Source organism: Paenibacillus sp. H1-7 (genome assembly GCF_022354825.1).
GTDB lineage: Bacteria > Bacillota > Bacilli > Paenibacillales > NBRC-103111 > Paenibacillus_S.
The window spans coordinates 3,966,317-3,985,532 of the sequence record NZ_CP031168.1 but is presented as its reverse complement, the minus strand read 5'-3'; the positions used below and the strand labels follow the sequence as shown (position 1 = coordinate 3,985,532).

Annotated in this window: 21 protein-coding genes; 6 read left to right on the top strand and 15 right to left on the bottom strand. The window is 49.2% G+C overall.

Annotated features, from left to right (window positions below):
• Positions 1-70 precede the first annotated feature (70 nt).
• A complete protein-coding gene (gene infC, locus DVH26_RS17630; RefSeq protein ID WP_239635073.1) occupies positions 71-547 on the bottom strand; it encodes a translation initiation factor IF-3 in 477 nt (158 codons plus the stop codon).
• A 64-nt stretch (positions 548-611) separates the two neighbouring features.
• Here infC and DVH26_RS17625 point away from each other — a divergent pair, with 64 nt between their 5' ends.
• Positions 612-926, top strand: coding sequence for a hypothetical protein (locus DVH26_RS17625; protein ID WP_239635072.1), 315 nt, complete (start codon positions 612-614; stop codon positions 924-926).
• A 76-nt stretch (positions 927-1,002) separates the two neighbouring features.
• Here DVH26_RS17625 and DVH26_RS17620 read toward each other — a convergent pair whose 3' ends face one another.
• Positions 1,003-1,275, bottom strand: coding sequence for a hypothetical protein (locus DVH26_RS17620; protein WP_239635071.1), 273 nt, complete (start codon positions 1,273-1,275; stop codon positions 1,003-1,005).
• A gap of 181 nt (positions 1,276-1,456) precedes the next feature.
• Positions 1,457-1,711 carry a DUF7667 family protein gene (locus tag DVH26_RS17615; RefSeq protein ID WP_239635070.1) on the bottom strand — a complete coding sequence of 85 codons (255 nt, stop codon included), beginning with the start codon at positions 1,709-1,711 and terminating at the stop codon, positions 1,457-1,459.
• 167 nt (positions 1,712-1,878) lie between these two features.
• Between DVH26_RS17615 and DVH26_RS17610 the strand changes: the two genes are divergently transcribed.
• Positions 1,879-2,568 (top strand): YjgB family protein, encoded by a 690-nt coding sequence (locus DVH26_RS17610; protein ID WP_239635069.1) that lies wholly within the window; start codon positions 1,879-1,881, stop codon positions 2,566-2,568.
• A gap of 142 nt (positions 2,569-2,710) precedes the next feature.
• On the opposite strand, the gene DVH26_RS17605 is transcribed toward DVH26_RS17610, so the two are convergent.
• From DVH26_RS17605 to DVH26_RS17585, 5 genes are all read right to left on the bottom strand, one after another.
• On the bottom strand, positions 2,711-3,121 hold the full coding sequence (locus tag DVH26_RS17605) for a c-type cytochrome (RefSeq protein WP_239635068.1): 411 nt from the start codon (positions 3,119-3,121) through the stop codon (positions 2,711-2,713).
• 243 nt (positions 3,122-3,364) lie between these two features.
• Positions 3,365-3,832 (bottom strand): SRPBCC family protein, encoded by a 468-nt coding sequence (locus tag DVH26_RS17600; protein WP_239635407.1) that lies wholly within the window; start codon positions 3,830-3,832, stop codon positions 3,365-3,367.
• 185 nt (positions 3,833-4,017) lie between these two features.
• Positions 4,018-4,461 (bottom strand): Dps family protein, encoded by a 444-nt coding sequence (locus DVH26_RS17595; protein ID WP_239635067.1) that lies wholly within the window; start codon positions 4,459-4,461, stop codon positions 4,018-4,020.
• A 197-nt stretch (positions 4,462-4,658) separates the two neighbouring features.
• Positions 4,659-5,618 (bottom strand): mannonate dehydratase, encoded by a 960-nt coding sequence (locus DVH26_RS17590; RefSeq protein ID WP_239635066.1) that lies wholly within the window; start codon positions 5,616-5,618, stop codon positions 4,659-4,661.
• A gap of 114 nt (positions 5,619-5,732) precedes the next feature.
• Positions 5,733-6,914 carry an MFS transporter gene (locus tag DVH26_RS17585; protein ID WP_239635065.1) on the bottom strand — a complete coding sequence of 394 codons (1,182 nt, stop codon included), beginning with the start codon at positions 6,912-6,914 and terminating at the stop codon, positions 5,733-5,735.
• A gap of 277 nt (positions 6,915-7,191) precedes the next feature.
• Here DVH26_RS17585 and DVH26_RS17580 point away from each other — a divergent pair, with 277 nt between their 5' ends.
• The 3 genes from DVH26_RS17580 to DVH26_RS17570 are packed head-to-tail and all read left to right on the top strand — an operon-like array spanning position 7,192 to position 10,169.
• Positions 7,192-7,977 (top strand): SDR family NAD(P)-dependent oxidoreductase, encoded by a 786-nt coding sequence (locus DVH26_RS17580; RefSeq protein WP_239635064.1) that lies wholly within the window; start codon positions 7,192-7,194, stop codon positions 7,975-7,977.
• Positions 7,978-7,993: 16 nt separating this feature from the next.
• Entirely contained in the window at positions 7,994-8,752 is a 759-nt protein-coding gene (locus DVH26_RS17575) for an SDR family NAD(P)-dependent oxidoreductase (protein WP_239635063.1), read from the top strand.
• A 31-nt stretch (positions 8,753-8,783) separates the two neighbouring features.
• A complete protein-coding gene (locus DVH26_RS17570) occupies positions 8,784-10,169 on the top strand; it encodes a mandelate racemase/muconate lactonizing enzyme family protein (protein WP_239635062.1) in 1,386 nt (461 codons plus the stop codon).
• 164 nt (positions 10,170-10,333) lie between these two features.
• On the opposite strand, the gene DVH26_RS17565 is transcribed toward DVH26_RS17570, so the two are convergent.
• Genes DVH26_RS17565 through DVH26_RS17555 form a run of 3 tightly spaced genes read right to left on the bottom strand, consistent with a single transcriptional unit; the run spans position 10,334 to position 13,482 of the window.
• Positions 10,334-11,644: an ABC transporter substrate-binding protein gene (locus DVH26_RS17565; protein WP_239635061.1), complete on the bottom strand. Its 1,311-nt coding sequence runs from the start codon at positions 11,642-11,644 to the stop codon at positions 10,334-10,336.
• 33 nt (positions 11,645-11,677) lie between these two features.
• Positions 11,678-12,517, bottom strand: a complete 840-nt coding sequence (locus DVH26_RS17560) for a carbohydrate ABC transporter permease (protein WP_239635060.1) — start codon at positions 12,515-12,517, stop codon at positions 11,678-11,680.
• Positions 12,514-13,482: a carbohydrate ABC transporter permease gene (locus DVH26_RS17555; protein ID WP_239635059.1), complete on the bottom strand. Its 969-nt coding sequence runs from the start codon at positions 13,480-13,482 to the stop codon at positions 12,514-12,516. The genes DVH26_RS17560 and DVH26_RS17555 overlap by 4 nt, the downstream gene beginning before the upstream one ends.
• A gap of 298 nt (positions 13,483-13,780) precedes the next feature.
• Here DVH26_RS17555 and DVH26_RS17550 point away from each other — a divergent pair, with 298 nt between their 5' ends.
• Positions 13,781-14,683 (top strand): RraA family protein, encoded by a 903-nt coding sequence (locus DVH26_RS17550; RefSeq protein ID WP_239635058.1) that lies wholly within the window; start codon positions 13,781-13,783, stop codon positions 14,681-14,683.
• Positions 14,684-14,819: 136 nt separating this feature from the next.
• On the opposite strand, the gene DVH26_RS17545 is transcribed toward DVH26_RS17550, so the two are convergent.
• The 4 genes from DVH26_RS17545 to DVH26_RS17530 form a co-directional block, all read right to left on the bottom strand.
• The gene (locus DVH26_RS17545) at positions 14,820-15,992 is read right to left on the bottom strand and encodes a helix-turn-helix domain-containing protein (RefSeq protein ID WP_239635057.1); all 1,173 of its coding nucleotides are present in this window, start codon (positions 15,990-15,992) and stop codon (positions 14,820-14,822) included.
• Between the two features lie 65 nt (positions 15,993-16,057).
• A complete protein-coding gene (locus tag DVH26_RS17540; RefSeq protein WP_239635056.1) occupies positions 16,058-16,702 on the bottom strand; it encodes a GntR family transcriptional regulator in 645 nt (214 codons plus the stop codon).
• 272 nt (positions 16,703-16,974) lie between these two features.
• Entirely contained in the window at positions 16,975-17,619 is a 645-nt protein-coding gene (locus DVH26_RS17535; protein ID WP_239635055.1) for a GntR family transcriptional regulator, read from the bottom strand.
• Between the two features lie 155 nt (positions 17,620-17,774).
• Positions 17,775-19,199 carry an ArnT family glycosyltransferase gene (locus tag DVH26_RS17530; RefSeq protein ID WP_239635054.1) on the bottom strand — a complete coding sequence of 475 codons (1,425 nt, stop codon included), beginning with the start codon at positions 19,197-19,199 and terminating at the stop codon, positions 17,775-17,777.
• Positions 19,200-19,216 lie beyond the last annotated feature (17 nt).

Here is a 19,216-nt window from a genome sequence, read left to right as displayed (position 1 = left end):
ATAACGAGTCCATGACATAGAAAAGAAGACTGCAAGAAAGCAGCCCTCCCCGCTGCAAATGTCCAAGAGCTTATAGAGGGTCGATCTGAACAGCCGCTTGCTTCCCGCTGAGCTGGATTTTCGTAAGGGGACGGCCGTCCGGAGCAAGCTCTTTGATCAGTAATTCCAGAAGCTCCTTAGCCCTTGTCCCTTCTTTCCCCTGAATCTTCACCACAAGCAAGACGCTATCTCCCGAGTTGAGAATCCGCTCGGCCTGCTGCTTTTTCGTATCGAGATCGTGGTCCTCTATATGTGGAGTCAGCCTGATTTCCTTTACCTTAGACTCCTTGATCTCCTTCTTGCGGGCTTGTTGGGCTTCCTGCTTCGCAGCTCCCGCTCCTATCAATTTACACGGCGGCGGACTGCTCATTAACGAAGTGCAGACCAAATCTACCTTCAGCTTCTTGGCGAGAGCCAGCGCTTCCGATGTAGCGACTACTCCCAAATTTTCTCCATGAATCCCGGTAAGCTGGACTTCGGAGGCTTTAATTTTTTCATTCATGATCATTGTGATTCCACCTGAACTTTCGTTATAATGAAACCTATATTACAGCCCAGAAGGAGATTTATCAATGAACCGTAAAGAGATAGAAGAGCAAATCATACAAAACTACCGGCAGGAAGAGCAAATGATGATTCTTGTCTTCGCCCAATGGTGCATTAATAACGATCTGGATCCTGCCGCAATATATTTGCGCGCACACCCGGATCAGGCTGAGAACCCGGCATTGCAGCAAGCCATTGAATTGACGGTTCCGAAGGATGAAGCGGGCGAAATTGCGGACGAAATGATTCTGAATGTGTTGTCCTTATTCGGAAATGAGGATTTAGCCTTTGTCGTTACCGAGGAAATTGCGAAAAGAAAGGCAACCGAGCGTAAGTCGTAAAGACTTGCGCTTTTTTTCCCGCTTTCAGCTTAAAGCTTTCTGTTCGCGGCTCAGTCAAAGGCCTAACAAAGTTGTATTATTTTCTCAGCTTCATGTACACAAGCTTGCCCATGGTGAACAAAGCCATTCCGGCGATGAACAGCAGCACGAGCTCCCACATACCGTTTAAAGATCCGGACATATACCCGAACGAAACTTGGCTTTGCAGCTGCCCAGCAGTTTCATATTGCTTGATGACATCAGGCACATAAGTCATCGTCAAATACATGCCGGTCCCTATCTGAACCGCATAATACATCACAAGAACGCAGACGCCAAAGACCGCTGCTTGAATAACCGTTCTTTTCACATCAACCCACCTCGTTTACTAGCATCCTTTCATTGGAATCCTACCCCAACGGAGCAAAATCCCATTCATTGGTAACATTCGCCAATTACTTGGGAAAATCCTTTTTTATCACGTTTTTGTCAGCGCAAAAAGGCTGCTTCCGCAGCCCCTTCCATCCAGATTCGTTTACCGAATCGGCTTTTTATCCATTTTTCAGTTGAGGCGACGAGCCTCCCTGATTCTCCAGCTTTTCGATTTGTGCGCATATTTCGTGCTGCCAATCGGTATCGTTCGTCATGGACGCCGCGAGCGAGAGGTTATACAGTCCGGCTAATTTTCGCGCATAAATGGCATTGTAATGAAGGCATGCCGACAATTCGGATTGCTCGTCTTCCGTCAGCCCTCTTGTTTTCTGTAGCGTCCAAAGCTCAGCCATTCTCCAATGTACGGATAGCAATGTAACATCCTCCTGACTTCACCGGTAATACGTATTATTATGGGCAACGACCCTTCCGTTTAGACACGCTCGACTGGATCCTCGACAAATTGGCGGCAACCTTTTCTTCAAAAGCTTCGTCTAAAGGTTAAACAGAGATCAACAGATCAAGGAATGGAGTGAACATCATGATGGGTTTCACCAAGAAACATATTGTACTTTCCGCCTTTGCAGCTATACTTGCCTTATCTCTAACTGCATGCAGCGCTTCAGGAGAGAGTGCGGCTCCACCTAAACAGGACGCTACTCCGGCGCCGACACCTACACCGACTCCTACGCCTACGCCCAGCACTTCGCCCACACCGGTTCCGACACCGCCGCCGACTTCCTCCACAGGGAACAACGGTGCAACTGCTCCGCCGAAAGGCCCCTCGCAACAGGATGAGGCGCTCGCTTACGTGAAACAAATCATGGAGCAAGCCAAGAAGGGCAAGGTGCCGGGAAGTGATTTTGCAGCGCATACAAGCCTGATTGACGACGTGGAGAAAAGCTGGGGAAAAGCAGACACCACCGAGTCCGCAGGCAAAGGAATCTACTCAACTTACGATAATCATAAAGCGGCATTCGGCTTCAATAAAGGCAGCAAAATCTTCGATGTGCGGTCCTACGACGCCAAGCTTCACTCGTTATCGCTGTCTGAGATCAAATCGGTTCTGGGCAACCCTTCCGATACGATTCCTAACAAAACCGAAACCATCTATGTTTACAAAGCCGGCGAGCAGTTTGAACTGAAGTTTATCATCCCTGAATCCAGCGGCAAAGTAGACCATATCTCCGTCTTCAGCCCGAAGGATTCCATCAATAACATGGCAGGATAACACCTGTCCCCGCTAAAATAACCCCACAAAGTGGAGCTTTGGCTTCGAAGTCAATCAGATACTTTGCGAGGAGCTCCGATTATAAATTCTATATACGTAAAAAAAACGACTCCATTTCTGCAATGGGGTCGTCTTCGTATTTCTATTTCTTAGCTTCAAGCCATGCAGCTACAGCTGCGATTTCTTCTTCTTTCAGCTTGCTTTTCATTCCAGGCATACCGCCGCCGCCATCGGCAATTTGTTTGGCGATTTGATCTTTATTCATTCTTGCGCCGATCTTCTGCAGGTTCTTCTTCTCGCTTCCTTTGCCATCCAGCGTATCGCCATGACAGGCGATGCAGTTTTGCTTCACGATAGCCTCGGCATTGATAGCCGTAGCTGCAGGCGTAGGCGTTGGTGTAGCCGATGGAGACGGGGATGGGGACGGAGTAGCGGTTGCAGCAGGAGTAGGATTAGGCTTGCTTGCTTCATTGGATGTTTTGGCTCCGCAGGCCGACAAGATTAGAGCAGTAGACAGAATCGCTGCCACAGCAACAGAACGAACTTTTACCATCAAGGTAACCTCCTAAAGTTAGTGTTTATGTACTTTGAATCATACGAATTTGGATTCTGCTCGCCAATTATCCCCCTCCACTCAACTATGCAATATTGACAAAAATGAGCAAAACGCCCACACTACAGATTGTAGTGTGGGCGTTTTCGGAAGTCAAGAAAAATCTGTCAAATTCGAAGTATTAGCCATCCAGATGTATTCGATATCGATCCTTGTACTCCTGCCAGATGAATCGAATCTTTTTTATCCGCGTGAGTCAACGTGAGCCTCAGGAGCCTTATCCGCAACAAGATTCAAGACGACGTTGTGCTCCAACAGAGCCTTCAGCCCGCATAACACAATCGTGAAGCCTTCCGTTGAATCTGTAGCTTGCTTTAAGACGTCATCCACGTCACCTTCAAACCCGGTGTTGATGATTGTAACGAACGTTTCGTTCTCCCCTCTCGGAGTAAAGGTCCACTCGACAGTAGTCCCCCAATCGATGACAATTCGCTTATTCTCTTCCACTTCCAAAACATTCACATCGGCAGCAGCACCATACATTTCCCATTCCCACCGGACACGTTTACCCGCTTCCAATCTGCCGCTGCTTTTGGTGAACCAAAACTTGGTCGTAATCGCGGGATCGATAAAAGCCCGAAATACCTCTTCCACCGGTCTTCTAATCAGCATTTCTACCTTAACCATGGGATTTTGATTCAGGATTGACATCATGCATACTCCTTTCATCGTATGAGGCTTTAGACGTTTCTATTATAGAACAATCGTTCGCATAGAGCAAACGGCCAAGTCTGCCTCCTCAGCTCTCCCCTATACCACAACAAAAACAAACCCTCGGCTTCATAAGCCAAGGGTTCGTATGCGTTTCCTGATGGTCGTAAGCTCTTGTTTTAAGCTTAGCCCAAGAAAGCCGACAGCATCCACGTATGCTTCTCCAACGACGAGTATATCGCTAGGAACATGTCGCCTGTTGTCTGGTCGCCTTCTTGTTCCGCCAGCTCCATGCCTTCCTTCAGCTCAGCCAGCACCTGCTCGAAATCTTTGACGGTCGCAGAAACCATGGCGTTCGCATCCTCGTTTCCAACCGCTTCCTCGATAGAAGCGATCTGCAGCGCTTGCTTCATCGTCGCAACTGGCAGACCTCTTAGTGTCAACACCCGCTCAGCCAAGTTGTCGATATGAAGGGCGGCTTCATTGTACAGCTCTTCAAATTTCAGATGCAGCGTGAAAAATTGATTTCCTTTTACATACCAATGATAGTTGTGCAATTTGATGTACAGGACAGTCCAGTTCGCGATTTGTTTGTTCAGTGCCGTTACCAATGGTTGAGTTTGAGTCATTGTCATTCACCTCTTATTTTATATTTAAACTAAATCTAAATTTGATAGACAAATCATACCATTCTCCCATGGCAGCTGCATGAAGATTCGATGAAGATTTCATTAAGATCTGATGAATGGGCATCAAAAAAAATCCGCCTCGATTCGCAGTGATAACGCACCGCAAACCAGGTGGACTTTCCCTTCTTTCGCATTGTTTACCGATAAGCCGCTTCCATCAAACCTTTGATGTAACCTACTCCAAACAGGCGGCCCAGCGTCTCGTATCCAGGATTCTCATTGCTCTCCCCGTCCATCGTCGGCACATGATCCGGACGCGCGGGTCCGTTGAAGCCGCATTCGGCATAAGCAACCATAGCTTCGTACATATCGGTTTTGCCGTCGTCGTGAAACGTCTCTTCGAATAATTCGGCCGTGCCCCGCACATCCCGGAAATGAACGAAGAACAGCTTGTTCTGCTTTGCAAACCGGCGTATTGTTGCTGGGATATCGTCACCCGCAGCGGCCAGCGTGCCTTGGCATAAGGTGATGCCGCTATACTCGCTTGGCACAAGATCGATGGCACGCTGCAGCGCATCGGCACTGGTAAGTATGCGGGATACGCCGCGGATAGGAGAGATCGGGGGGTCGTCTGGGTGAAGCGCAAGCTTCACCTTCGCTTCCTCCGCTACCGGTACGATGGCTTCCAGGTAATATTGTAAATTTTCCCACAGCTGCTCCTCACTGATCGGCGCATTTTCCGTAAAGGGCGCATCCTTCATCAAGGAGTGATTATAGCTTGATACAAGCGCCCCGCCCCGGGTCAGCTTCGTCGTTGACGTTCGGAACCAGTTGAATTCAGCCATAAAGTCATAACACCAGACGGGGATGCCGACTTTGCCCATGTTGCGGATCAGCTGCTGGATGACCGCTATTTCTTCGTCGCGGCCCGGCAACCCCAGTTTAATTTTGTTGGCAGGAGGACGCGATTCAATAACTTCCACCTCGATGCCGAAGTTCTCAAATCGCTGCTTCATATGCAGAAGATTCATGAAATCCCACGGCTTATATCCATTTTCTTCCTTAGGAAGACCGGCTACTGCGTAATTAACACCCATTTGCTTCGATAACGTCCACAATCGCGACTTGTGAGTTCCCAGCATTTCCGCCAACTTCATGACGAATCTCCTCCGGTTCTGTTATTTTTTCTTATGTGGTAAAAATAACAAACGGATGAGCCGCTGTACATGTGACATTTTTACGGATATCGTTTGATTTTTTACAATGCTTTCCTATAGTGATTCGTTATCCGCTGGCTTGATCACTGCGCTCTGACCCCGGCGGCTATTGCGTTGACCAAACTTATAGGTTGCTATGATGGCGGCAGCTCCAGCTAGTGCGAGCAAGCTGCCGGCCAAATAAGTCGGCTGAGGTCCAAGCTGAGCCATGGCATATCCTCCTGTTGAGCTGCCGATGATTCCCCCAAGACCGCCGAACGTAACGGCAAAGGCCGCTTGACCGGAAGCTCTAAGCTCGGCAGGCACGATACTGGACAAATATTGGATCGAGGATACGAGGAATAACGGGAACGTCAAGCTGTGCAGCAGCTGGGCGGCTATCAGAACCCCAGGGCTCTCCGCAAAGCTGTATATCATCCATCGGAGCGAATACGCGAATGCGGCAATGACTAGAATGCCTAATTCGTTCCATTTTCTCATGATTTTACTTATAAACATAAACACGGGGACCGTACTGAACGTAGCCACAAGCCAAGCCATCCCAAGCTGCGTATCCGTCGCTCCCAAACGGTGAAGATAAATAGCTAGCATACTATCGTTCATCCGGTGAGGGATTCCGACCATTAGCACAAGAAGCAGAAACCATAATAGCTTGGGTTTAACGAACAATTTCCCCAGGTTCGACAAGTTCACCGCGGACGCAGCGGACTTCGAGTTTGGCAGCAAAAGAGTAGCCGCACCCGCTACGCACACGGCCAACGCATAGATACCGCCTAGATGGTGAATCCCGATGCGGTCAATAACGATGCCCAGAAGAAGCGAGGACATTCCCACCCCTACTTCTCCCCACAGCCGTATTTGCCCGAAGCTTTTTTGGTGTTGGCTCGCATAGGCAATACACAGCGTTTCGGCCAGCGGTCCGGTTGCACTGTGAAAACAGGAAAACAGCGCATAAAAAAATAGGATGGCGAAAAACGATGTCGCCGAAAAAAATCCTAAGCTCACCGAGAAAGCGCAGATAAGCAGCACGAGCAGGATCGGCTTGACGGTTTTGTGCTTATCGCTGATAAATCCCCAGGCAGGCTGGGCTATCATGGCCACCAATGAGCCTACGGCCAGAAGATTGCCGATTTGACCGGAATCGAGGCCATTGCTTTGGAGATACGGAGGCAGAAAAAATCCCATTATGCTATAAGTGGAAAACAGAAAATACATAAACAAGCTCATTCGAACCATGATTGTCTCCCTACTCCCTTTTTCTCTATGCCTCTTCAGCACAGACCTCTATTTTGGGTCATCCCCCATCTCCTGATTACAAACTACCCGTATCCCGATACCGCGCATAGGCGGCATTTTTATGATTTTGTTCGTTTTTTTGGGGAGATAGAGCGGTTGCTAAAAAAATTAAACAAAATCATAAATTTACGGCATCGAATCCGTTCCAGCTTCCTCGGTATGATGAGTGTGTGCCTTAGTTTACGTTAATTACCTATTGAGGAAAGGAGGAACTGCATTGAGATTGCAGCAAAAGATCGTTTTTGTTACGGATGCGGACAGCCCGACAGGCTCGGCAATGATCCGCCGTTTTGCGGATGAGGGTGCTCATTTTATTTTAAACAGCCTGTCGGATGGCAGTGCCATTGCATCGGAGCTGGCTTACTGTGAATCCGTTCAAGCCAAAGCGATGGTCGTTACGGCTGACCTTTGGCGAGGCTCCGAAGTCGCTTCCGTGTTAGCTGAAGCAGAGCGGAAGATCGGAACCGTAGATGTTCTTATTCATAACAATAACAAGGTCCTGCCAGCCAGTGTCGAAGCATGCGACGAAGACACGTTTACGAATGTCATGAATTATAATGCCAAATCCGCGTTCCTGTGCACTCAAGCCGTCGGAAAGCAAATGTACGCCAAACAAAGCGGCAAAATCGTGTATATCAGCTCCATTCATGCCGAGAAACCGACCGGCTCCTCCTTTGTGTACAGCGTTTCCCGAAGCTCACTGAAGATGCTGGCCCGGGAAGCGGCGCTCGAGCTCGGCCGTTACAACATCAATGTCAATACGATAGAGGTCGGTCCGGTTGCAGGAGATAACGAAACGTTCAAGAGCGGTTTGTCTACCCTGTATGAAGATTATACGTACAAAGTGCCCCGCGCAGAATTAGGAACACCGGATGATATAGCGAACTGTGCGCTCTTCCTGGCAACGGATGAATCCCGCTTCATCAACGGTGCGGATATTCGGTTGGACGGCGGATTCGTGCTGCATTACATGAATCACAAAATGAAGAAGCCGTCAAGCTGACTCTGGAAAAGGGGTGATGACACTGAGTCTTGCAGGAAAAGTAGCGTTGGTTACAGGATCGGGAACCGGAATCGGACAAGGCACAGCGGTAGAGCTGGCCAAGCGCGGTGTCAGAGTAGCGATTAACTGCAATTCCAAAGACGGCGATGCCGCAGGCCTGGAGACCATGCAGCGCATCAAGGACGTCGGCGGCGAATCTATCATCGTAAAAGCGGACGTTTCCCAAAAGCATGAAATCGATCGTATGGTCCGGGAAGCGGCAGAACATTTCGGCGGAATCGATATTCTCGTCAATAATGCAGCTCTGCAGCTTAATTATACGCTGTTTCAGCATGATGACGATACGTATGATCAAGAGATGAATATCAATTTGAAGGGCTATTGGCAGTGCATTCAAGCCGTCGTTCCTTACATGAAGGCGAAGCGGTTCGGGAGAATTATCAATATCTGCTCCGTACACGGGAAAAGACCGACCGACTTCGATACCGTCTACTCGATGACCAAGGGAGGCGTCAAAATGCTCGTCAGAGAAAGCGCCATCGAGCTTGCCCAATACGGCATAACCGTCAATTCCATTGAACCGGGTGCAATTCGGGTACGTCCAATCAGCCATTCGGAGGAAGAAGAACGCAAGCGGATAGCTCTTAAGTTCCCATTGGGCAGAACAGGAAGGCCTTATGATATCGGTAATTTGATTTGTTACATCGCCTCGGACGAGGCGGAATTTTTGTCCGGAGCCTCCATCCGTATGGATGGAGCCAGCATGCTGCTATGATGTCAAATTTTACGATACAGGAGGTTCTCTTATGATCAATCAAGAAACCTACGAAAGCACGCTAGCCCATGTCAACACGAATTCCAAGCCTTCGGAGCTTCGCATTACGGATATTCGTTTTGCGGATATTGCCGGAGCTCCCATGCATTGCAGCCTGATCAAGGTATACACCAACCAAGGCTTAGTCGGGTTCGGCGAAGTACGGGACGGAGCGGATAAATTGTACGCCCAGCAGCTCAAGAGCCGCCTTATCGGCGAAAATCCGTGCAATATCGATAAGCTGTTCCGTCGCATCAAGCAGTTCGGCGGCCATGCCCGGCAAGGCGGCGGGGTCAGCGGGATTGAGATCGCGTTGTGGGACCTTGCCGGCAAAGCTTATCACATTCCCATCTACCAGATGCTGGGGGGCAAATTCCGCGATACCATTCGGATGTATTGCGACACGGATGTCGACGGCAAAAATACCGGCCTTGCCATGGGCCAGGCGTTAAAGAAACGGATGGACAAAGGCTTTACCTTCCTCAAAATGGACCTGGGCCTCGGTATCCTTGCCAATGAGCCGGGAACGGTAAGCGCCCCGTTGGGATTTATGGAGGAAATGAGAGCTGTTTCCCGCCAATGGCATAACCGGAAACAAGCCAATTTGTCGGAGCTGGAGCTCCGCCAGCTGCGCAGCCGCTTGTATGACCTGCAAAATATCGCCCATCCGTTTACGGGCATCCACATTACGGAGAAAGGGCTTGACGTGCTTGAGCAGTATGTTGCCGATGTGCGTTCCGTTGTCGGAGACGAAGTGCCGATCGCGATTGACCATTTCGGACACATAGGCGTCGAGGATTGCATTAAGCTCGGCCGGAGAATTGATAAGTACAACCTGGCTTGGATGGAAGACATGATTCCATGGCAGTACACCGAGCAATATGTCCGGCTGGCCAACTCGGTCACTACACCGATATGTACCGGAGAAGACATTTATTTGAAGGAAAACTTCAGACCCCTGATCCAATCGGGCGGCGTATCGGTAATTCATCCCGATGTTCTAACCACCGGCGGCATCCTTGAGACGAAAAAGATCGGCGATCTCGCTCAGGAGCACGGCGTCGCCATGGCGATTCATATGGCCGAGAGCCCGATCGCCTGCCTGGCAGCGGTTCATGCTGCCGCTGCTACGGAGAACTTCCTCGCGTTGGAATTCCACTCCAACGATGTGGATTGGTGGGACGACATTATTATCAGCAAGCTGCCGAAGCCGCTGCTGCAACACGGCTTCATCGCCGTTCCGGATGCGCCTGGACTCGGCATTGAGGAGCTGAATGATGAAGTTATCGCACAGCATCTTCATCCGGATATTCCAGGACATTGGGATGAGACGGAATCGTGGAACCACTATTTTGGTAACGACAGGCTGTGGAGCTAAATGAAGAGATTATCCGAGGATGCCGGGAAATAAATAAAACAGCGGCTATTTGGCCGCTGTTTTTATTGCGTTTTTTTGCTCCGTAAGCAAAAATTAATGACTTATGAAAAAGACGCCGATGAATCGGCGTCCTTTTTACATGTATTTTCTTATCCCGCTACGCTTTACTTCTTCCCGCTCACTTTGGCCGCCGTCTCTTTTCCCATCGAATCGATTTTCTTGAAAGCATCCTCCAGCGATTGCTGGCCGTACACAACGGCATCCATCTCCGCCTGGTAAGCCTGAACCCATTCCGACCAGCCCGTGGGAGCAGGATAGAACGGAAGCGCCTTCGGCAGCGATTTGTCCAACAGCTCCTTGGCGAGTACATCCTTCTTCTCCAATGTCGGCTCGAGCTCTTTGTAGATCGATTCGCTTATCGGAATGCCGCGAGTAAGCCCGAGCGTTTTGCCAGCCTCCTTGTCGGTAATGAACCATTTGACGAACTCCTTGGCCGCCTGCTTGTTTTTGGAATTGGCGCTGACGCTGAGGAAAATAGTCGACTGCGCCCATCCGCCTCCCGTAGGCCCTATCGGATACGAAGCCACGCCTACTTTTCCGGGCATTAACTGCTCGAGCACGCTGACTGAGCCGACCGTCGCACCTCTCGTCATGACCGTGCCGGAAGCCATCGGATCGGCCTTCGGATCATTTTCTACAAAGGCTTTCGAAACTTCGATTGGCGGTACTATGCCATCCTTGCGTAAATCTTTATACAAGTTCTGATACCGAAACCAGACGTCCTTGTCGAGCTGGAACGTTTTCCCGTCGGTCAGCATCGGTCCTTTGCCTTGGGCAATTTGATAATACTGATAGAAGGTCCAGTCGGATGAGGAATCGGCTATCCCGTATTTATTTTTGGGCAGCTTCGCCCTGGCGTCTTTGGCGAACTTGAAATAGTCGTCCCACGTCCAGTCCTTGGCTGGGAGAGGGATTCCTGCAGCCTCCAGCTCCGCTTTGTTATAGGCAAAGCCTTGACCGTTATGGCTTAACGGGATCCCGTACAGCTTGCCGTTGATTTTTAAATAGTCAACAATTTTCGGATCGACGACCCCTTTCAAGTCAATATCGGACAAGTCCTCCAGCGTCCCTCTGCCCGCGTAATCTTGAATGTAAGCTCCGTCCATTTGCAATACGTCCGTCATCGTCTTCGAAGCCGCCAAGGTCGTCAGCTTGCTCCAATACCCTTCCCATGCCAAATATTCCGGCTTAAACTTCACATTGGTATGCTGCTGCGAGTAAATATCGAGCGCCTTCAAGGTAGCCTGGTGTCGCGCGTCGGCACCCCACCACATGATGCTTAAGCTTGTCTGTCCGTTCGGATTGGTATCCGTTGGCTTCGCTCCGCTTCCGTTACACCCTGCCAGGACCAGCAATGCGATTAGAGATACCATAGACACAGAACCTGCTTTAAAGAGCTTTCTTCGACCGTTCATACCTGTTACTCCCCTTTCAAATGGAAAGTTGATTCAGCCTTTTAGGCCTGTTGTCGCTATCCCTTCCACGAAATGCTTTTGCGCGAGGAAAAATACGATGACGGAAGGAACGATGGACAGCAGTGACATCGCAAGCAGCTGCCCCCATTGAATTTCAAACTGATCGACGAACATCCGGAGCGCTAACCCGACGGTGTATTTATCAATGGAGCTTAAATAGAGCATTTGCCCGAAGAAGTCGTCCCAGCTCCAAATGAACGTGAAGATGGCTACAGTAATCAATGAAGGCTTAAGCAGCGGAAAAATAATCCGGATAAAGATGCCGTATACGGAGGCTCCGTCCATCTTGGCCGCTTCGTCTAGCTCTCTTGGTATTCCCCGGATGAATTGTACCAGCAGGAAGATGAAGAAGGCTCCCCCACCGAAGAAGTGTGGCAAGATTAATGGGATGTAGCTGTCTACCAAGCCGAATTTGTTATACAGAATGTATTGCGGTACCATCGTCACCTGACCCGGCAGCATCATCGTCATTAGAAGGATTGTGAACAGCAGGGAACGGAATTTGAACTGAAGCCGGGCAAAGCCGTAAGCTACGACGGAGCTGCTCAATACGGCGCCGATTACACTCCAGAACTCCATCATCAGCGTATTGGCAAAAAAATGGGTGAAGGTGTACTCGGACGAAAAGCTCCAGCCCTTGATATAATTGTCCCAGATGGGTGTTTCGGGCCAAATGCTCGGCAGCCTCATTTCCTCGTTTTTCTTCAAGGACGCTCCCACCCACCAGATGACCGGATACATCATGAGGAGCGATATGGCGGACAGCATAACGTGCTTGCTTATAGAAGCTACGCGCAGGCGGGACGTATTCATTTGGCCTTCCCCCCTTCCGATTCGTAGAATACCCAGTACCGGGAAGCAAAGAAATTGATCGCCGTCAGGACGCCGATGATAGCGAGCAGGATCCACGCCAAGGCGGACGCGTAGCCCATCTGGTAATGCTTGAACGCTTTTTCAAATAAGAACAGCGCATACACATAGGTTGAATTGACAGGACCGCCCTTCGTAATGACAAAAGCGGAGGTGAACATTTGGAAGGAGCCTATAATCCCAAGCACAAGATTGAAAAACATTACCGGGGACAGCATTGGCAGCGTAATACGGAAAAATTGCTTCACCTTGCCTGCTCCGTCGACAGATGCAGATTCGTACAGCTCTTGAGGAATTTGCTTTAACCCTGCCAAGAAAATAACCATAGTGGAGCCGAACTGCCATGCACTCAATAAAATCAGCGTACCTAGCGATGTGTTAGGGTTCGTGATCCACCCTACTCCTTGAATGCCAAACCAGCTCAACACCTGATTGATGTAGCCGTCCAGGCCGAACATGTTTCTCCACAGCACCGATACGGCGATGCTGCCCCCAATTAGCGACGGAAAATAGATCGCAGTCCGGTAAATACTCATTCCTCTGATGCTCTGTTTTAAAACAATCGCGACCATTAGGGAACAGAACAGCTTGATCGGCACCGAGAATAACACGAAGGTGAACGTAACGGCTAACGATTTGCGGAATAGCTGATCCTTCATAAAGATGTTGGCATAATTGTCCGCTCCGATCCAGACAGGCTCATCCAGCAAGGAATATTCCGTAAACGATAAGTAGAGCGATTGGGCAATCGGCCATGCCGTGAGCAGCAGAAAACCAGCTAACCAAGGCGAAATAAACAGATACCCTGCGAGATTGGTTTCGGAAGCGTTCTTGATTCTCTTCGAGGAAAGCTGCTGACTTGTAATCGATGTCTCGTTCTTATTTGCAATAGATATCGGATCCGCCATGAACTGCCAGACCTCCTTTCATTATCTTGCATGAACATGGTGTGTAATCACCTGTGCTTATAAAAGTAACAAAAGCGCTTTCAATTGCACAGGAGAGGAATTTATGAATTTGTTTGATTTTTTTCAGAACCGAGTCGCACATGCCGGAAGCATACTTCCACCTTCTTTCGAGGTGTGAAAATATTACGAATTTGCTGAAAATATCTTAAATTCGTCGCATCGACAAACCGGGCAATGTCCTTAACAATAGACATAGGAAATCAATCCTATACCCATCGGAAAGAGTGAGGTGCTTAGCATGAAATTCGATAATCCGGAAGATATCGTTCAATTAACCCCGTTATGGACAGGGGAGCGATTCCCGAACGGCCGGCCGAAAGTATCGGACGATGTTCTTCGCCGCATGAGAAAAATTACGCTGGAAGAGGCATGGGGCCCTCTGTGGAACCGGGGATATACGAATCAGTTTGAAGGCGATTTCAAAATCATTCATCCTGAGAAAACCATGGTTGGACGCGCGGTTACCGCCGTCATGATGCCCAGACGGCCGGATTTGCACGAGACGCTCCTTACCTATGGTCATGAACAGGAAGGCCGAAAAGGCTTTTTCAATCAATGGGTAATCGATTCGCTCGGTGAAGACGACGTTGTGGTCGTTGATATGTACGACAAAATATACCAGGGCACCTATGTAGGCGGGAATCTGTCGACGGCGATTTCTACCCGCACGAAACGAGGCGGCGCCGTAATTTGGGGCGGTATACGGGATAATCAGCAGGTTGTGCAGATTGAAAATATCAATGTCTATTTCCGCGGAAGCGATCCTACTGCGATCGGGGATTGCACGATGATCAGCATGAACGCCCCGACACGAATCGGACGTGCCGTGTGCTTGCCGGGAGATATCGTTCTCGGTACTCCTTCCGGCGTCATCTTCATCCCGCCGCATTTGGCGGAGCTGACCGTTGTGCAGGCGGAGAAATCTCAGGTTCGGGATGTGTTCGGCTTCGTTCGTTTGAAGGAAGGAGTTTATACCACCGCGCAGATCGATTCGTCGTGGACGGTAGCTCTGTGGTCGGATTTCCTGAACTGGTTCAACCAATCGGACGATGCAGCGCAGTACCGTCATTTAACGTGGGATAGAGAGCTGGAAGAAGCCCGCAAAATCGATGCGAACGGATCCAACGACGTACGTTTGTAAATGGCCGCAGGGACGCTTTTCATGCCGGGGAACAGCTTGCTCCTCGAATCCTGAAAAGCAGTCCCTTTTTTTCATCATAAAAAGAGGCTTCCATCGACATCTGCATGGCAATGACAGCCTCCTCATTAGTTCAGCATTACTGTGCTGAATCTCTATATTCGCTTGGCGACAGACCAACCTTCTTTTTGAAAATTTGGCTGAAATACCGCGAATCCTTATAGCCTACCTTTTCGGCTACCTCATAATTTTTCAGATGTGTGCATTTAAGCATCTCTTTCGCTTTCGTAATCCGAATTTCCGTCAGCTGATCGATGAACGTCTTCCCTGTGTTCATTTTGAACAGCGAGCTTAAATACGTCGGGGTCATATAGACCTTTTGTGCGACGCTGTACAATGTTGCGTTCTGGCATTCCTGCTCCATATATTGAATCGTCTTTTTAATGATATTGCGGTGGCTCTCCCCTTCGTTCTGCAGCAGTACCTCCCGTAATGCCGAGAGCTGCTCCGTCACATAGGCTTTAATCTGCCGCATCGATTTCATCTGCACAACGGCCGTGCTTTCGCACGGTTTGTAAACGTTTACGTTTTCCAAATCGGTAAGGATTCTTTTCTCCAACCCCAATAAAAGTCGGATCGTCAGCTCATAGATTGATTTGCTGTCAACAGGTCCATATTGCAATATATGCGTATAAAACCGTTCGACCGCACACTCGATCTCCCCGCTAGACGGCGCATGCTTCAGAAACTCCAGCAATTCCTTTTCCTTCTCAACAGGATATTTGCCAACCGGCTGGTATCGGATCAGCTCATTATAATAAACCACTTCTCCGTCGCTTTTATAAAACTTGTCCTGCAAAGCCGCCAGAGCTTGGCGGTATGACAAATGCACGTCCGCCAGGTTCGAGCAAGGTCTGCCGACGCCAATATGCACCGGATGGGGCATCACGCCGTTCAGCTTGCTGTTGATGGATTCTATCAGTTCACGCGACACCCATGAAAATAACAATCCGAGCCGTTCCTCGCTATCTGTAAAAATAACGATGCTGCCGGCACCATGCTCGTATCGCTGCAAGTAATCGCGAATTTCTTTCAAAGCCTTCCGCTTCTCCCATTCCTCGCCGCTGGACCTGGCAGGCTCGAGCAGCGCAAGAGCAGGGAAATTAAAATAAGGATTCAGCTTCAAGTAGAAGCATATTTCTTTGAAGCGCTGCTTGTAATAATTCTCCCTGGACACCAGGCTGCTTAAAAAACGCTCTCTCATCAACTCTAACATCTCGTCTTCATCGAACAACCGCTCTTTGTTCAGCAAAATCCATTTCCCCTTTTAGGACACCCGTAAGGTGCATCCGAATGGTCCCGCAGTTTCCATGAATCTTATAATAAGCCAGCGTGCGCATGCTTGATATGCTCGAGAAACAATGACTCAGCCGCGTCTATATCTCCGTTTCTTAACGAATCGATCAATGCGTTGTGAGCTTCAACCAGCTTGTCGGAGGAATGGCGCTGATTCGATATGGCCATAAAGCGCATCACCTTGGTGCTCATCCGCTCCCATGCTTCCAGAATAGCGTGGTTCCCGCATTGCTTGTAAAAAAATCCGTGAAACTCCAGATCGATCTCCACGGTTCCCATGAGATCCTCCGTTTCAATAGCCTCATTCATTCGTGAGACCACTTCCTCCAAATACTGAAAGTTGCTGTCGTTAAGCATCGGCATCGTTTGTCGGACGGCAAAGCCTTCCAGAATCTCTCGTAAAATATAAATGTCGTTGATTTCGTCTCTTGTAATATTGGAAACTACCGACCCTTTGTTAGCCTTGCCGATAATGAGCCCTTCCTGCTTCAATCTTTCCAGAGCCTCTCTGACAGGAGCTTGACTGATTTGGAACCGGCCGGCAATGTCCGTTACAATTAATCGCTCGCCAGGAGATAACCCCCCTTCCAGAATCTCTCTCTTGAGCCTGGTGTACACTTGAGTGCTTATCGAATGAGAAAGCAAAGGGATTGAATCGCTAGGCAATATCCATCACTTCCTTTTTATCGATTATCGATAATAAGATTTGCAGCCTTCTTAGAATAGATTATCGATAATCGATTATCTATTAATCACATTATAATGCTCCTCCCTTCATTTGGAAATAGCAAAAAACAAGAGAATTTGTCGAAGCTGATATTCGAATACGGCAAATTTGGTGAAATGACTTTCTTTTACGGTAACAGTCCCGTCACTTCATTTCCAAAAGAAAAAGACAAGGCTCATCGCAAATGATCCTTGTCTTGTCCCTAGCCTATTCAGCTCGTATATTGCTTATAAAAATCCAAGCCGCGAATCAGCTTCTCTTCCGCTTCATCGATGTTCCCCGACTTGATAATGCCCAGCAGCTCAGCGTGGGAATCCGGAATACTGTACCCGGAATGATCCTGGTTCGTTACTGAAATAAATCGCATAATTTTCGTCTTGATCCCGTCCCATATTTGCAGGAAGAGCGCGTTACCGCTTCTTTTGTAGAAATGCCCGTGGAATTTCATATCCAGCTCGACCAATAAGTAGGCGTCGTTATTGTCCACTGCGGTTCTCATCTCGTTCAAGATTTGCTGCAAATAGTCGATATCGCTCTCATTCAAAGCCAGCATCGTTTGCCGCAAAGCATAGCCTTCGATCAGCTGCCGCAGCTCATAAATATCACGGATTTCGTCCTGGGTTATTTCGGAGACGACCGATCCCTTATTGGCCTTTCCCACGATAAGCCCTTCCTGCTTCAGCCGTTCCAGCGCCTCCCTCACGGGAGCTTGACTTACTTCATATTGCTTGGCAAGCTCTAGGACGATCAACCGGTGTCCGGGAGCGAGACTTCCTTTCAATATTTGCTTTTTCAAGGATAAATACACTTGCTCGCTTAACGAGGTTGCCGAAATGGCATAATTGACCGTATCCATTAAAGAGGCCTGATCCTCCCATCGGATGATGTAGTCCACCGTTCAATCGATGGTGAGTTTATCTTAAAGAGTAAACGGCATGTTCGTCAAGCGGCATATCCTAAAAAGCTGACGCCGCAGTATAACGGCTTCAGCTGGTACGGCCGGCCAAGCGATTATTTGCTCAGCTTATAGATCGATAGACCGTTTTTGGCCTCCAGTAAAGGATAGTTCGCTAGCAAATATTGATGGAGCGTCCCGTCATCACCATAAATCGTTCCCTGCAGCGGAACAAAGTAGGCTGCGCCATGGTTCACGAAATATTGTAATTCCGCTACCGGATCGCCGGGCATCGTATTGCCCACCCTCCAGCCCCTCCGGTGACTGGCATTCAATAATGACGGATCGTCGGTGCCGACAACGATCAAATCGTCAGGTTTCGTCAGCTTTTGTACCACTTCGGCTTGCTGCAGCACCAGATTCAGCTGATTATCAAGAATAGGCGCTACAATCATGGAGCTGTGATAGGCTAACAGGAGAAACCATGCGACCGACACCAGTCTTCCGAATATCCATTGGTCTAACGTATGGAGCAGCTTAGCCCCGAGCAGCGCTACGAGAGGTCCGGTGAAGATTAAGTAGTAGTTGAAGCGGATCGTAGCGACAATCGTTACGAGCTCGATGATCATGGCAATTGCCCATATGCCGATAGGATATTGCCGCTTCCAGTGCAACATCAGCAATCCGCCTACGAACATGGCGACTCCATACCAGGTGAAGGTTTCGGGCAGCTGCTCGACAAAAAAACGCTGCGCCGCGTCCGTTGTTATGCTCGTCAGCAAATTCGGCAATATGTGTTTAGACGCAATTCCGCTGACGAACGGAAATTCGGCAATCGTGCTCAACCAGCCAAAATACAGGAACGGCGGCAGCAGAGCTATGACGGCGAACAACCACAGCTCCCACTTGGCGAACATGCGCCAGCGGTAAGCTGCGGCAGCCATCCACAGCATCGGGATGCCCACGAATATGGTAGGGATCTTTTGCGAGATCGCCAGCGCCGTGAACAGTCCCGCCATGATCAGCAGCCATCGCTTGCGGCTATCCCTCCATTCGGAGAACCAATAGAAGGCTCCGAGCATGAAGAAAAGCGCCGCCGACTCCGGCATGATGGCTCTTGAATACAGAATGCTGACCGGCAGCATTCCGTAAATAAGCACCGCTAGCCAGCCTATGGACGGCGAGAAATAGCTCTTCGCAATCCGATACAGAAAATACGCGGAGCCGATAAAAAAGAGGATGGGAACCGCTCTTGCCAATGCATAATGCTGACCGAAAAGTTGATACAGGATCGCGATGATCCATGTCGTGATTTGAAACTCCAGCTGTACATAATTAGGGAGCGGGCCGTCGTAATTCAGCTGCGGGTACAAAATATGGAAGCGATGCCCGATAAAATTCAAAGCAATGGACTCGGTATCCGACTGTCTCCACGAATCGTATTCGTAAGGCGAGTTCGTTATATAAGGGATGCGCAGGGCTGCAATGAACATGAATACAAGGAGAGTTACAAGCCATCCGTATTTGGGTTTCCTGTCCAAGCCGCGGCTTCCTCCTG

Bases quoted from the DNA above. Each gene is read 5' to 3' on its own strand.
- DVH26_RS17565 (WP_239635061.1), bottom strand. From the start codon at position 11,644: ATGAACGGTCGAAGAAAGCTCTTTAAAGCAGGTTCTGTGTCTATGGTA.
- DVH26_RS17570 (WP_239635062.1), top strand. From the start codon at position 8,784: ATGATCAATCAAGAAACCTACGAAAGCACGCTAGCCCATGTCAACACG.
- DVH26_RS17550 (WP_239635058.1), top strand. From the start codon at position 13,781: ATGAAATTCGATAATCCGGAAGATATCGTTCAATTAACCCCGTTATGG.
- DVH26_RS17625 (WP_239635072.1), top strand. From the start codon at position 612: ATGAACCGTAAAGAGATAGAAGAGCAAATCATACAAAACTACCGGCAG.
- DVH26_RS17535 (WP_239635055.1), bottom strand. From the start codon at position 17,619: ATGGATACGGTCAATTATGCCATTTCGGCAACCTCGTTAAGCGAGCAA.
- DVH26_RS17560 (WP_239635060.1), bottom strand. From the start codon at position 12,517: ATGAATACGTCCCGCCTGCGCGTAGCTTCTATAAGCAAGCACGTTATG.
- DVH26_RS17605 (WP_239635068.1), bottom strand. From the start codon at position 3,121: ATGGTAAAAGTTCGTTCTGTTGCTGTGGCAGCGATTCTGTCTACTGCT.
- DVH26_RS17590 (WP_239635066.1), bottom strand. From the start codon at position 5,618: ATGAAGTTGGCGGAAATGCTGGGAACTCACAAGTCGCGATTGTGGACG.
- DVH26_RS17575 (WP_239635063.1), top strand. From the start codon at position 7,994: ATGACACTGAGTCTTGCAGGAAAAGTAGCGTTGGTTACAGGATCGGGA.
- DVH26_RS17600 (WP_239635407.1), bottom strand. From the start codon at position 3,832: ATGTCAATCCTGAATCAAAATCCCATGGTTAAGGTAGAAATGCTGATT.
- DVH26_RS17585 (WP_239635065.1), bottom strand. From the start codon at position 6,914: ATGGTTCGAATGAGCTTGTTTATGTATTTTCTGTTTTCCACTTATAGC.
- DVH26_RS17610 (WP_239635069.1), top strand. From the start codon at position 1,879: ATGATGGGTTTCACCAAGAAACATATTGTACTTTCCGCCTTTGCAGCT.
- DVH26_RS17555 (WP_239635059.1), bottom strand. From the start codon at position 13,482: ATGGCGGATCCGATATCTATTGCAAATAAGAACGAGACATCGATTACA.
- DVH26_RS17595 (WP_239635067.1), bottom strand. From the start codon at position 4,461: ATGACTCAAACTCAACCATTGGTAACGGCACTGAACAAACAAATCGCG.
- infC (WP_239635073.1), bottom strand. From the start codon at position 547: ATGATCATGAATGAAAAAATTAAAGCCTCCGAAGTCCAGCTTACCGGG.